General features: G+C 51.6%; 9 protein-coding genes. All 9 read right to left on the reverse strand.

Translation table 11 applies throughout. The annotated features are described in order from the left end of the window. Positions 1 to 401: 401 nt before the first annotated feature. Entirely contained in the window at positions 402 to 3,302 is a 2,901-nt protein-coding gene (locus JNUCC32_RS23460; RefSeq protein WP_192570015.1) for a DUF4855 domain-containing protein, read from the reverse strand. 302 nt (positions 3,303 to 3,604) lie between these two features. Further along, entirely contained in the window at positions 3,605 to 5,155 is a 1,551-nt protein-coding gene (locus tag JNUCC32_RS23465) for an extracellular solute-binding protein (RefSeq protein WP_192570016.1), read from the reverse strand. A gap of 108 nt (positions 5,156 to 5,263) precedes the next feature. Then, a complete protein-coding gene (locus JNUCC32_RS23470; RefSeq protein ID WP_192570017.1) occupies positions 5,264 to 6,130 on the reverse strand; it encodes a carbohydrate ABC transporter permease in 867 nt (288 codons plus the stop codon). 184 nt (positions 6,131 to 6,314) lie between these two features. Then, positions 6,315 to 7,250 (reverse strand): ABC transporter permease, encoded by a 936-nt coding sequence (locus JNUCC32_RS23475; protein ID WP_113059096.1) that lies wholly within the window; start codon positions 7,248 to 7,250, stop codon positions 6,315 to 6,317. A gap of 173 nt (positions 7,251 to 7,423) precedes the next feature. Continuing rightward, entirely contained in the window at positions 7,424 to 9,649 is a 2,226-nt protein-coding gene (locus JNUCC32_RS23480; RefSeq protein ID WP_192570018.1) for an AraC family transcriptional regulator, read from the reverse strand. 388 nt (positions 9,650 to 10,037) lie between these two features. Beyond that, on the reverse strand, positions 10,038 to 11,057 hold the full coding sequence (locus JNUCC32_RS23485; protein ID WP_192570019.1) for an SPFH domain-containing protein: 1,020 nt from the start codon (positions 11,055 to 11,057) through the stop codon (positions 10,038 to 10,040). Between the two features lie 21 nt (positions 11,058 to 11,078). Continuing rightward, the gene (locus JNUCC32_RS23490) at positions 11,079 to 11,867 is read right to left on the reverse strand and encodes a TPM domain-containing protein (protein WP_192570020.1); all 789 of its coding nucleotides are present in this window, start codon (positions 11,865 to 11,867) and stop codon (positions 11,079 to 11,081) included. Beyond that, entirely contained in the window at positions 11,864 to 12,895 is a 1,032-nt protein-coding gene (locus JNUCC32_RS23495; RefSeq protein ID WP_009593950.1) for a TFIIB-type zinc ribbon-containing protein, read from the reverse strand. The genes JNUCC32_RS23490 and JNUCC32_RS23495 overlap by 4 nt, the downstream gene beginning before the upstream one ends. Positions 12,896 to 12,922: 27 nt before the next feature. Beyond that, positions 12,923 to 13,627, reverse strand: a complete 705-nt coding sequence (locus tag JNUCC32_RS23500; protein ID WP_192572718.1) for a PspA/IM30 family protein — start codon at positions 13,625 to 13,627, stop codon at positions 12,923 to 12,925. Between the last annotated feature and the right edge of the window lie 49 nt (positions 13,628 to 13,676).

Below are 13,676 nucleotides of genomic sequence, written 5' to 3' on the forward strand. Positions count from 1 at the left end.
CCCCCAGGCAGTTTCGAAACCATTCAAACACAAACCACTTAAGTCGCTTAGCTTCATCTATTAGATGCATTATACCATGAATAAGTATGCGTTTACATTAATCTTAACCTGCGCAGTGTGAATTTTTCGGATAGCCCGCAATTTCTTCATTGATGAGACGGTTCATAAACATCGTGATGCGCCACATATTTTCCATGCGGTCATCAAGACCGATTCAAAAATAAAAGCCATGGACGCAGCGTGGAAATCACGCTGCGTCCATGGCTTTTTTACGAAACATAAATTAATTATCATGCATTATGCCCCGACAGAAATTATCACGGAATGCCCTCATCCTAAATCAACAGCATGGAAATCAGGCCGCATGCCATCGGAATCTGAGCTCGTGCTGGAATAACTCGTCAGTCCTTTTTATTGTACTCGAATGAAATCTTAACGGGAGCCGACATTCCTTCCATAGAGAGATAGGCGTCGCAGGTTCCCTTTAAATTGCCGGTAAGCTTGATCGTGAATTGGAAACTTCCCGTTTCCGTACTGGTCGTCTGGCCTTCGTACCGAACTTTCCCTTTCGAATCGAGTATTTTCAAATTCACTTGGGACTGGCTGCCGTTCACGACCAGACCGTCGATCGTCAATTTCTTCGCAGCGGCATCCACCATGGCTCTTGCGCCGTCGATTGTAGTGCCACCCCCCGCATGGCCGTCAACGCCGAGAACTTCGATTTCATCAAGGAAGACCCAGACGTTGACCGGGAATTCCACTTTAACGTAGCGGGCAGACACTTTATCGGCTCCCGATTCCCCCGGCACACCGTCTGTTATCCCGCTCCAACCCACGAACTCGGCCGAGGCAGCATCCTGTGCCGGTGGCGGAGTAACGGTTGCCAGCGTGCTCCAGGACTCGCCGTCAGATGAAACGGAAAAAGTGACGTTCTGAGGGAAATAGATGCCGGGTCCTTGATCCTGAAGAAAATGGGCTCTAATGGCCCCGATCGATTTGTTGCCGCCCAAATCAAATGTGATGGTGCGGCTTCGTTCGTCAGGGTAGTCGCTTCCCGCATGGGCCTGCCACTGCTCGGTGCGGTAATCCGCCCCGCCGAATCGGCCGTCCGTAAGTTCGTTCCCGGAATCGGGATAGTTGCTGTTAGGCTGCTGTGAAATTGTATAGCTTTGGCCAAGAACCAGATTGCTGAGTCCCCCTTCGTCAGACCAGGTATGAATGAGAACTCGGGCGTAGGAATCAAGCACCGTTGCGGCCGGGACCGAAATCAACCCTTGCGCTTGGACGGCCGGGTCGTGAATGTGCGCGAGAAAATCCTGCATATACGTCACGGCTTCCTTCGGCTTGTTATCGTCCAGAAGAAGTTTGATGGTCTGCAATCGATACGTCAAATCATTACCAAAAGCCGGCTTGATTTCGTTCGATGCGACATAACGCTGTACAACCTCCGCCATCGTCTCCGGCGCCGGGCTGCTATCGATGGCGTACGTTCCGTTCAAATACTGGTACAGCCAGTCATACATTAAACGCAAACTTGGATCCTTGCTTACCCCTAAGTTGTATACTGCATTATTACCTTGATAGTGAGCTCTGAAGCCATTTTGCATCAGACCGGATCTAACGCCGCTGTCCAAGTATTCGACAAAACGCTGACGAAGTACGGGATCTGTCAGCATTCCGTCATCAAATTCAACTTCGTTCCCCATTCCGTATCGCTTTGCAGTATCCGTAGCATCGTCCAGACGGTCGGAATCCATTCCGCCGAAGAAATAGTTAGGCTGAAGCGCCGCGGCATCGAACCCTACGTCTTTCCACATAAACATTTTGTAAGCATAGGAGTGTGGAATCCAGAAAACCTTCATGTTCATGGCGTGCACTTTATCCGACACCATGCGAGCTATGTCCGGTCCCGATTCGGATATGTCGATTTGTTCCGGCATCCAGTACATGCCGACAAGCTCAAGATTCGAGTAGTTGGCAGCCTGCCATCTTTGCCGGGTCTGGTCCAGCCACCACTGCACCGCTTTTCCTCTGTTTTCAGACGCTTTTTCTTTGCCTACGACGGAGTCGTTGAAATTTAAGGAGCCGCTGCCGTCAATGTCGCCAAAATTGGTTAAGGATTCCCCTGGATTCGGAATCATTAACACAACCTTGACTTGATGATCGGGCTGTTTCAGCTTGGCCCCAACTTCCTTGGCAGCCTCATTCAACTGCTGCATATCGCCCGTAGCTGCAAATGTTTTATCCAAATACCATTTCCAATCGTCCAGGTTCGTTTGTCCCTGACCGAAATCGCGGCCGGCAGGCGAAGCAATCCCGAGATATAGAACGCCGTCATAGAGCCAATCGACCGGCTCGCCGTCTTTATTTACATAACTGATATTTGGGATAATCCGTTCCTTGTTCCAATCGCCCAAACCATTCGCATATTGTCCGTTATAAAACAGATTCAGATTCCGGATCCCGGCCGTAGCTTCCCCCGGCTCCAAAAAACGAGGCTGCTCGGCAGGAACCTTTACCGCCCCTTCAATCTTGCCGTCCATACCCATAATTTCGATTTCGTCAATATATTCCCGCTGTGTAGGATGCATATAAAAGGTCACCTTCACATAACGGGCATAAGCCAGCTTGCCATCCGTATTCCCGCCCTTGATTCCATCCCGGCTGCCATCCCATTCAAAGGTCTCCTGTCTGGGCGGTCCTTCTCCCCACAGAAGCTGCGTAGCGTTATGGGAAAGCAGCCCCCAATTTTCCTTATCGTCGGAGACATACATCGATACCGACAGCGGCACGAGAATCGAATTCGTAGGAAAATCTTGAAAGAAATTAGCCGTGATCTTTCCAATTGACTTTTCCTCACCGAGATCGAACACAACTTCGCGAGCCTTTCCGCGCAGATGTCCTACCCATGCCGGGTCGTTCATATCCAATGCGCCGTATTTTCCGTCCGTAAGCTTGTATCCGTCATCGGGATGCGAAGCTTCCGGAGCTTCAGACCATTCATACGGAAGACCTGCCGCGAGATTGCGGAATTGCGTCTCCTGCACAGCCGAAGATACTGCCGCTTGATTTTCGCCTATTGCTTGTGGTACCTGTTCCGCTGCCGGTTCACCAGCATCCGTCAATTGATCTAGATCGACCTGTGGATTACCCGAATCATTCCCTGCTTCCATCTGGTCTGCACCTGCTGCCTGCAGGACAGTCACATCCGGATCAAGCGATTTCGCCTGAACCGCTGAGAGCGGAGTCAGTAGTAATACGGCTGCCATTAATCCTGATAACCATTTTTTATTCAAATTCATCAAGGCCAGCTCCTTTTCTTTATTCTCGAGTACAGAAATATCAAAAACTTTAAACCCTTATTTCTGTTCCGGGTGAACGCTAGATTTTAATCCCCCCTTTCCCGAATTCCGCCATAAGCAAGCAGCAAAGCGTATAAGATCGGCTTCCTCCGGAAAGAGGAAGCCGTTACCGCCGGGCGAAGTTTCCAGTGGCAACGGCAGTAGTACAGCGCAGCCAAACACTCCGCACTTCAAGCGATCTGAGGTGTGGATAGGCAGTGGATAAGTAAACTTTGGTTTATCCGTGTTCAAGTGATTCTGTTTTATTCCGCCTTCGCCGCCAGAAACTCGTCAATTTGCTTTTGCAGCTCCTGCTGAATCTTGTGGAGGGCGGGACCGGCTTCCGCTTCGAATTTCTTCAATGTGTCCTCCGGATCAATAACCCCGTTAAACAACGCCGTGTAGTATTGCCCGTCGACTGTATTGTACTGGCTAACTTCGTTCTGCACCGGAGTACTGTCAAATTCGAAGCCGGCCAAAATGTCGGTGGTGAACATGTCGGCATCGCGAAGCACGGCATCCATTTCATCATTCTGCGGATCGCCGCCTACAACACTGCGCTCATCGACCGGATTCCATAGCCAAACATAGCCGAATGCAGAATAGCCGGATGTATCCAGGTTTTTCATTTTGTCTTCTCCTACCGCTTCCCAGTGCTTTCCTTCGATTCCATAAGAGAGCAGGTCGTAGTTTTCCTTCTCATTCGCCCAGTTCAGGAACATAATCGCCCGCTCCTTGTTCTTGCTCACCTTCGGAACAGCGAGGAAATTCCACTGTTTAAAATTGGTCAAATTCGCGCCTTTTTCCGGGTTAAAGAAGGTGACCGTTTCCAGCTCGCCTCCCGGTACGTTGTTCTTGAACGTGTTCTTGAGGGAATCGCCGATGCCGAACGCGCCGTTTGTGACGATTGCTACTTTGCCTGCCGAAATCGGCTGGTGAAAATCTTTTGTCGTCAAAATGTCCTTGAAGATCAGTCCGTCTTTAAACCATTTGTGGGTGTTCGCCAGCCACGTTCCGATCGGCTCCCGATCCTCCAGCAAATTGTAAACTTTGCCGTCATTGTTCTTGTAGTAGAGCATCAGGCTGTTGCCCAGGGCGTGGGTCGGTCTGACATGGGTTTCGTAATCGTTCAGCGCATGGTGAGCGACAAATGAATAAGTGGCGGAGCCTGCGCTCATCGGGATAATGCCTTTCTCTTGCTCCTTTACCTTGTATGCGAAAGCGATCAATTCTTCATATGTCTTGATCGGCGGTACGCCCAGCTTCTCGCGAATGTCTTTACGCACCATGTACGAATTGCCGGACATGTAGCTGACGCCGAGCGGAACGGCCATAATTTTGCCGCCGTATTTGTTGTAGTCCCACATTTGCTGCGGCCGTTTCTCCAGCACCGTTTGGCCGTACTGGGCCAACAGGTCATCCAGCGGTTCATAGAATCCGTTTGCAATCATCTGATTGATGTGCAGCCATGGCGCATCGAAGATGAGATCGATGTTTTCGCCGGAAGCAAGCGTTACCTGTGTCTTTTGCGCCAGATCGGACCAGGGTACGAAGACGACGTCGAGTTTGACGTTGATCGTATCCTTCATCCGCTTTTCTGCCTCGGCGATGACCAAATCCATATCCGACGGCCGATCGCCGGGAATCATGATTTTCAGCGTCACCTCTTCAAGTTTGGCGTCATCGCCGGCGCTGTCTCCGGTTTGACCCGACGGTCCGGGCATCTTCCCTTCCCCTTCGTTCTTGCCCGAACAACCCGCAATCGCGACGAGCGCGATCAATAACACAAGCGCGATGGACAATAATCTTTTCATGGTTCCTTCCCCCTGAATCAATAATAGAGAAAATAGGCGGATGAGCCGGTTCATAAACAGCAGCGATTGAAAGCTCGAACCGGCCAAACGCCCCTCACGTTTGCCGCTCTATCCTTTTACCGAACCAAGCGTCAAACCTTTTATAAAGAAGCGCTGGATGAAGGGATAGACGAACACGATCGGGCCGATGGTAACGCAGACGATCGCCAGCTGCATGCCATAGGTCGGCACGACGACGTTGTACTGCGTCTGGCTCCCGCTCACATAAGCCATAACATTCAAATTGGACATAAGCTGGCGGATCATCATCTGCAGCGGCAGCATTTTGTGATTGTCGATAAACAGCAATGACAAGTACCAGTCGTTCCAATATTGCAGCGCGTAAAACAGGCTCACCGTGGCGATAACAGGCAGCGAAATCGGCCAGATGATGCGAAAGAAAATATAGAGATCATTGGCGCCGTCCACAGTCGCAGCTTCATTCAATTCATACGGCAGCGTCCGGTAGTAAGAGACAAGAATGAAGGCATAGAACGGATTCAGCAGATAGGGCAAAATGAGCGCCCACACCGAGTCTTTCAGCTGCAGCCAGTTGGCGATCAGCATGTAAAAGCCGACAAGTCCTGCGCCGAACAGCATCGTCAGGAAGGTTAGAAACGATAAAATATTGCGGTACTTCACTTTCCGGTGGCTCAGCGTGTACGCATAAGCGGCTGTCAAGAGTACGCCCAGCGCCGTGCCGGCGATCGTCACGATAATCGTAATGCCGTAGCTTAGAAACACCTGCTTGCCGGAAAGCAAAAATTTGTACGCATGGAGGCTGAATTTGCTCGGCAGCAACTGGTACCCCGCCGTCTGCAGAAGCGATTCGTCGGCGAACGAGTTGATGAACACAATCCAGAACGGAATGAAGCAAAACAGCGCAAAAGCGCCCAGCACCGCGTACATCAAAACAAGAAACAACCGTTCTCTCACTTCGATCACACCTTAACTGGTTGGGACTGAAGCAAAGGGCCGGTTCGGAGCTGGAGAAACGCAAGTGGTCGCCTTTGTTCCCGAATCGTATCCGCTTAACGAGCTTACACGATCATAACGATTCGGGGACAACAGCGATCGGAAGCCCAAGTCCGGCCTCATGCCAACTCGCCCAACCTTCCTTTTAGAATAGTCTTGAATCCGCGTCCACCTTGCGCGCGATCGCATTGAAGATCAGAATCGTGACAAGCCCCATGCAGGACTGGTACACGACAACGGCAGCGGACATGCTGAAGTTCCCCAGCTGCCTCAGCGCACGAAACGCATACGTATCGATGACATCTGTCGTTGGAAAGAGTATGCCGTTATCTCCGATGATCGCGTAAATCATGCCGAAATCGCCGTAGAAAATACGGCCAATGCCAAGCAGCGCCAATATCATCACGGTCGGCCGCATCAACGGCAGCGTTATGTAGAGCATCTGCTGCATCCGGCTCGCGCCTTCTATTCGGGCGCTCTCGTAATATTCCGAGGAGATGCCCGTAATGACGGCTAAAAAAATAATGGAATTATAGCCGGCAATCTTCCAGGCGCTAATGACGGTTAAGATATACGGCCATACGCCAGGCGTCAAATACCAGTCCACTCCTTCGTAGCCAAGAGCGGCAAGCGCGCGGTTAATCAGCCCCTCGGATGTGCTGAATAGCGTCAACGTCATCATGCTGACGACAAGCCAAGAAATGAAATACGGTAAAAAAATAAACGATTGCGTGATTCGCTTGAACAGCCTGTTACGGATTTCGTTCAGAAAGATAGCCAGCACGACCGCGCTGCCGAGACCGGTTACGAGAAACAGTGCATTCAGGAAAACGGTATTCAGCGTCACCCGCAGCCAGTCTTTCCCATTGAAGAAAAACTCGAAGTTTTTAAATCCGACCCATTCGCTCCCCCATATTCCATCGGATAGTCGGTAATCCTGGAAGGCGAGCAGATGCCCGGCCATGGGCATATAAGCAAATACGACCAGAAACGCAATGCCAGGCAGCGCCAGCAAGTACAAATACCGGTTCCGCGACAGCTCGCGCACAAACGACCCGCCGAACCTTCTACGTCGCTCCAAAGAGCGTCCCTCCTTTCTTGTTCGGCTTGCAGGATTCGAACGGAGCCATCGTAGCATTCACGGCTGCTGCTGCCTAGTTCTCATTGGCCGGATTCGGTTCTCGCGCGGCCGATTCGCGAGCGTTCGACCGGTTGTTATTGGTCTGGCCGGTTCTCAATCGCCCGCTGACCTTTCTAATTCACAGAGTTCCCGGCTATCTGCCGCGTCCGCTCCATCCGCTCGCCCGCCTTGCTGTCGCGGTATTGGCTCGGCGTCATGCCGGTGGCTTTTTTAAATGCGGTGAAAAAGTGGCTTTTCGTCTGAAAACCGGACTGCTCTGCAATTTCGGTGATCTGCATGCTGGTCTGCTCCAGCAGCTCCTTAACCTTCCCGAGCCGCTCGTTCAAAATGAAATTCGATAGAGGCATGCCGTAATGTTCGTGAAACAGCTGCCGGACGTATTTGGCCGACAAAGCGATATGGTCAGCGATATCGTCTACCGACAGCATCGGGTCATGGGTATGGTAGCGGACGTACTCGATGATTTCCCCAATCAGCTTTTCCTTGCGATTGAATCCCTTTTGGTCGCTAAGCTGCCGGATCATCCGCCCGGTCTCTTCCTTCAGCCATTCGCGGACCTCGGTAAGCGTGGCGAACTGCCTCAAATGGCGCTCAATCCCTTCAACGCTCTGGATAGACATCACTTTGCTGAACGACTTGACGATCGCAAACAGAAGCAGCTTCAGTTGGAATTGGCACTCGGTATATTTCATCGTCTGCAGGCGCGTAAACACCTCGTCCAGCATGGCCAGCACCTTCTCCTCTTTGCCGCTTCGAATCGTCTGGATCAAGCTTTCATGCACGGCGGAGTCGATCGGCGCCTGTAAATCGGCATACCGTTCAAAGTCTTGTTCGACGTAGATTTTGTCATCACCGCTGACAAACTTGAATAATGTCAGTTCGTTCATGTCGTCGTATACTTTGCGTAAATCGTCATGTACGCGCCGCGCTTCGCTTTCGGCGATCGTCACGTCCAGCTTTACGTAACGGCTGACTTGACGGCTAAGCTCCTTGAGCTCTTGGGTCAACTCGGGATCAGGGAGGGAACTGGCCGTGCCAACCAGCACGACCAGATGGTCGGTCCCAAAATCGACCACCTCGATCGGCCGTTCTGATGTGCCGAGCAGCTCCTCTGCGATATTGCCGATTGCATACTTGAGCAGCTTGCGAGAGAAGAAATCATACCGCTCGGATATCTCATAATAGGAATCGATCTTGATAACAGCCAACCGAAGCCACCCATAGTCAAGCAGGCACGATTCGCGCGCAATCGCCGCTCTGGCGCCGTCGCTCAGCCTGCCCTGCAGCAGCCATTGCCGCAAATATTCGGTCTTGATCAGCGGATAATGATCGCGAAGCATAACGACGCCCTGCTCGATAACGCCGTAATCGTTCTCCCCCTTCACGCCCAGCTTCCGCTGCAGTTGATCCGCCAGCCGGCGGAATGGCCCGACGAAACGGCGCGAATTCCAATAGGCGACCAGGAGCAGCGCCACGAGCAGCAGGAGCGAGCAGACGATGATGACTGTTTTGAACGCCCCGGCCTTTTCGCGGAATTGCTTCATTTCAGTGACAGATATAATGGTCCACTCCGGCGATCCCATCCGCGCATAGTTGACGAATGCTTTTCCTCCGGCGCTGTTCATCTCGAATGATCCCCGCTTCTGCCCCGTCTGGATGTTATCGATGGTCTCCTCGAGCCGACCATCCCCTTCGCCCAGAATCAATCTTCCTCGATCATCCACGATTGAAAGCAGCGTATCCGCCCTCTCGTCGCCTGAGATCAAATGCTTCTGCAGCTCCTTCTTGTCGAACAGGACGACAAGATACCCGTCCCGGTTTTTCTGCACAGGTGTCGAAGGAAGCTGAAGCGCCAAATACGATTGGTTTCCTATCCGGTGATCAAAATAGCGGAGAAAATTCCCGGGAGTGCGCTCGATCCGCTGCAGCATCGCCTGATCGGCAAATTCCTCGAACGAAAGTAATCCAGCTTTGGCGTCGATCACCTCACGTTTGCGGATGCTGAATAAGTAAGCGGTTTCAATATAAGGCTCGTGAGATAAATATTTAGATAACACCCCCATCGTGCTGGCATTTTGCAGCAGATTGTCGGCTGAAGCATACATCCAGTTTTGCACGGAATGATCCTCGTACATGGTCAGGCTGTACCATTTCAGCTTGGCCAGGATGTACTCGACCCGCTCCGCCATTTCATCGATGCGGTCCTGATTAAACGTTCCCATCTGCGAGTATGCGAAATGGGAAAATCGGTTGGCCAGAAACAACGAGAACGGTATGATGGTCATTGCAAAAAAGATGCCGCTAATCACAAATATGCGCCAGGATGTCGATCTGAACATAGTATCCCCCTGTCCCCCTTCGTCTTTCGGAGTTCTCTTATGACCGATATGTCCTATCATAATGTACCCCTTTTCCATTTGCCTAGTTCTCATTTGTCCGTCAAGTTCTATTTCTCCGGATTCGCGCTGCAGCACCTTCCTTCCTGCCCTCGGAGACTGTTCTTCATTCCAGTTGTGAGCCACTTCCCTCTGCGGAAAGGTAGCAACATAACTCAGCTACGGCGTTCATAGCAAAAAAGCCCCTCACTTCATAAGTGAGGGGAGCTGTCGTGAGTTAAATTGACTTTTATATAGAAGAAATAACGCAGTTCGCATCGTTTTAACCGTGACATCAAAACCTTTAGGTCCATCCCAAGGTTGTGCATTTATTCGTGCTGTTGGCTTTCATTCAACCCAGCTTATGACCACAATTCGGACAGAAGTTCGCCCCTTCGTTCTTCGCGCCGCAGTTCGGGCAGAAATTGGGCTTCTTGTTTCCTTCGGAAGAGGACGAGGCTGCTTGGGCGGATTGCTCCTTCGCGGCCGGAGACTGCTGGCTTTGATTCGGATTGTGTTGGCCCTGGTTCTGATTCATATTTTTCATCATTTCATTGGCCATGTTCATCCCCATCATCATGCCTGCCATATCCGAAGCCGCACCGCCGCCTTTCACCTTGCCGGACGCGATCCCGTCCGTCATGCTGACCTGCTGGTACTTTTGCAGATTGCCGATCATTTCATGGGAGGCCGTCTTCGTGATCATGTCCTGAATTTCCTTCGGATAATTGAAGCTCATCACCTGGAAGCCGGTAATCGTCATCCCGTTGTCCATCACTTCCATGTCGAGGTCTTCCCGAATCCCTCTGGCGATGTCCGAAGCGTTCGCCTGCAGATTGAACATATCCTTGCCTTCGCGGCTGATCCACTTCATCAACAATTGATCGAGCACCGAACTGATCCGGATTTTCACGTCCTCCACAAGGTAGCTTTCTTTGATCCCGGCAATCTTGTCGATCAGCGTTACGTAATCGTTCACTTTAAAATTTAACGTGCCGTTGGCACGGATCGGCATGCCGCCCGGCAGCTGCGGCGTCGGGATCAGAACCGGATTCTGCGTACCCCATCGAACGGTGAATTCCTTGGTGTTCACGAACAGCACTTCCACGCGCATGCCGCTGTTAAAGCCGAATTTAAATCCCTTTAGGGTAGAAAGGAACGGGATGATATCCGAATCGATATTATATACGCCTTCATCCTCGAAAATCCCTTCGATTTTGCCGTTATTGATGAATATCGCATCCTGACCGGAGCGAATGACCAGCTTGCTTCCTTTTTTGATCTCCCGGTTGCGCCATTTCCAGAAAATCATGTCATCTCTAAACTCTTCCCATTCCACTACGTTGGAGAATTGGTTCTTGAAAAATCCCATTGATGCTACATTCCCTTCCCATTAAAATTTTCCGCTGCTGCTGCTGTGCGAATGGCCCCCGCCGGTGACGCCGCCTCCGCCTCCGCCGCCCGAGCCGCTGCTCGTGTTGCGCTCTATTTTCCGCTTTGTCACGGTCGTTCTGATATATCGGTCCTGCTGATTCAAGATCCCCGATGTGCTGGCATCCTCATAGGTTCGGCTGTTGACCGTCACGCGCCCGCCGGAGCGGTAAGCCATGATGCCCACGGCAATCGCGCCGATGGCAGCGGCAGCTCCCAGCTGAAACCAGAGATTAAATATAATATTATCCGGATTCACGTCCGGCTCAAAGCCCATGTACCGATGAGCGGTTTTGATGTATTTTTCAAAAGCCTGCTTGTAATTGCCGCTCGACAAGTCCGGAGTAATCTTGTTTTGTATCTTTAACAGCCTACCGGAGTCGAGATACTTTTCGGCCTTATAATAACCTTCCAAATGCACATCGCGGGTATCCAATACGATGGTCAAAATGACGGTATTGCCGTGCCGCCTGTCATACCCAGGTGCGTATTCATCGTAAAAGTTTTCCGTCCATGCCTCAACTTCATCATTTTCTACACGGTTAGCAGTTAGGATCATAAAATCCGTCTCGCGTTCGGCGCCGTACTCATTCGCCATCGCATTCAGCTCATTCCGTTCTTCCGGACTAAGCAGATTGGCTTCATCAAAGATCAAAGGCTTATCATCCGCGGCTTTGACGATCCCGGAGGGCGCTATCAAATATGCCGTTAGTAAAAATAAGACCGTCCATAACGCATATCGTCTTCTCACAGGAACCCTCCTCCCATTGCCCAGGAGATCAGCTTCAAGGATAGCAAGGAGACGCCCGAAATGCCCGCGAACCACCCGGCCACCTTCGCTTTGCTGATCGGCGGCTTGCCGACCACCTTGCCCGTCTGGCCGTTCATCGCAAACGTATACTCCGATTTGTTGTAATCATAGTGCACCATCCATACCGGAAGGAGAACGTAATCGGCCTGTTTCTTGGTGGTATCGATCCGTTTGTTGGTATAACTCACGGTCGTGTATCCTGAGACCGCCGACGAAATATACGAATCAATGAAGGAACTGATCTTTTCCTTAGCGCGCGGAAGAAGCTGCTCGTCGTCATGGCTGTATTTTTCCGCTATGTACCCGGCCAGATAAGGCGTCTTGAATTCCTTCAGCTGCTGATAGGGAAAAGGCTCCAGCTTATCCATCAGCTCATCGTTCATTTTCTCGGAAGCATCGATCGGCACCTTCACATAATTCAAGCGAATCTTCCGGTAGATGTCGAAATGCTCGGTCTCCGTGTACTGGTAATCTCCTTGCGTGTATGTTCTCACCTTGGTGCCTTGGCCATGAACCTCAACCCGATTATGCAGCTCATACAGCCAGAAGGGGACGTAGATCCCGGTGATGCCCTTGATCCGGTCCGCTGTCATAAATCCGCTTGGCGTCAACAGGCCGTTCCGGCACCATTTCTTGAACGCCTTCATCGCCTCTTCCTTCGTAATCGAAAAAGGGATGACCTTCACCGGAGCAAGCTCGCCGCTCAAGCGGTCGCTGAGCACGACGGCCGATCCGCAGAAGCTGCAGGTCGTTGCGCTGGTCTCCGGCTCGGTCACGATCACGGCTCCGCAGCTATTGCAATGGTACTCCTTTACCTCGTCTTCCGCGAACACCTGCTTCTTCAGCGGGTCGGGGATTTCCTCGATGTTGTCTTTTCTTCCGCAGCTGGGGCAAGACAACATTCCCGTATCGCCGTCAAAAACCATGCCGCTGCCGCAGTTCGGACATTTGTATTCAATTACCGGCATTTGCTCACCTCGATAACAATGAAATGGTTACTCCTTCTTGTTCAGCTTTTCTTTGATCGCTTCCAGTTCATCCTCGGCATTAGGAGGTGCGGTCGGGGCAACTCCGTCCTTGCCCATGTTCTTCTCCAACTCCGCGATCAAATCGTCCAGGTCATCTTCCTTCGCTCCTGCGCGCAGCTCAGCCAGGGCCTCCGCTTCATCCAAAGCACGGTTCGCTTTCTCCTCCATGGTATGGAATGCCGCGTTGGCACCGCCCAAGGAGGATCGGCCGGCATTCAGCTCCTGCTGGGTTTTCGCAGCGGCGATCTTCCCTTTCAGTTCGGCATAGCGAGCTTCCAGCTGGCTCATATCCGATACCAGCTTATCCTGCAATTGCTTCATCCTGACGGCGTTTGCGGAAGCCGATTCGTGAGCTGCCTGCAGGTCGCTTAGCTTCTCGGCCTGCGCTGCTTTTCGCTCCAGGAACTTCAGGGCATCGCCTTCATTCCCCGCTTCCACGGCCTTCTCCGCATACCGCTGCAGCTTCTGGATTTCGGCGCTGCACTCATCCAGTGCCCGCTTCGCTCTCCGCTCATCCGAGAGCACGGAAGCGGTCTCCGCCTTCACCTTACCCAGATCGCCGTTCAAGCTCCGCATATAGGTATCGATCGTTTTCTCCGGATCTTCCGTCCGTTCCAATAACGAATTCACATTCACCCTCATAATATCCTTAAACCTCGATAAGATTCCCATCATGTGCGTCCCCCTCGAAAAGTTTACATTTAACTTATAATACCCTATA

This window comes from Paenibacillus sp. JNUCC32, assembly GCF_014863545.1.
GTDB classification, from domain to species: domain Bacteria; phylum Bacillota; class Bacilli; order Paenibacillales; family Paenibacillaceae; genus Paenibacillus_AQ; species Paenibacillus_AQ lautus_A.